1 pseudogene is annotated in these 561 nt (G+C 65.2%); it reads left to right on the top strand.

From position 1 onward, the window contains the following. A pseudogene (gene rpoB, locus GVL52_RS31725) lies at nt 1-561 on the top strand (DNA-directed RNA polymerase subunit beta); the annotation flags it as partial.

The raw sequence follows: 561 nt of genomic DNA, 5'->3' as shown, positions 1-561 counted from the left end.
TTCGAGGATTCGAGCCTGATCTCCGAACGCGTGGTGGCCGAAGACCGCTACACCTCGATCCACATCGAGGAACTGGTGGTGATGGCCCGCGACACGAAGCTGGGCGCGGAAGAAATCACGCGCGACATCCCGAACCTGTCGGAGCAGCAGCTGAACCGCCTGGACGAGTCCGGCATCATCTACGTGGGTGCGGAAGTGCAGCCCGGCGACACGCTGGTGGGCAAGGTCACGCCGAAGGGCGAGACCACGCTGACGCCGGAAGAGAAGCTGCTGCGCGCGATCTTCGGCGAGAAGGCTTCCGACGTGAAGGACACCTCGCTGCGCGTGGACCAGGGCTCCTCGGGCACCGTGATCGACGTGCAGGTGTTCACGCGCGAAGGCATCCAGCGCGACAAGCGCGCCCAGCAGATCATCGACGATGAACTCAAGCGCTTCCGCCTGGACCTGAACGACCAGCTGCGCATCGTGGAGGCCGACGCGTTCGACCGTATCGAGAAGCTGCTGAACGGCCGCGTGGCCAACGGCGGCCCGCAGAAGCTGGCCAAGGGCACGAAGCTGGAC

The sequence above is a fragment of the Rhizobium sp. 18055 genome, assembly GCF_902706285.1.
Classification (GTDB): domain Bacteria; phylum Pseudomonadota; class Alphaproteobacteria; order Rhizobiales; family Rhizobiaceae; genus Rhizobium.
This window is presented reverse-complemented; position numbering and strand designations above follow the sequence as displayed.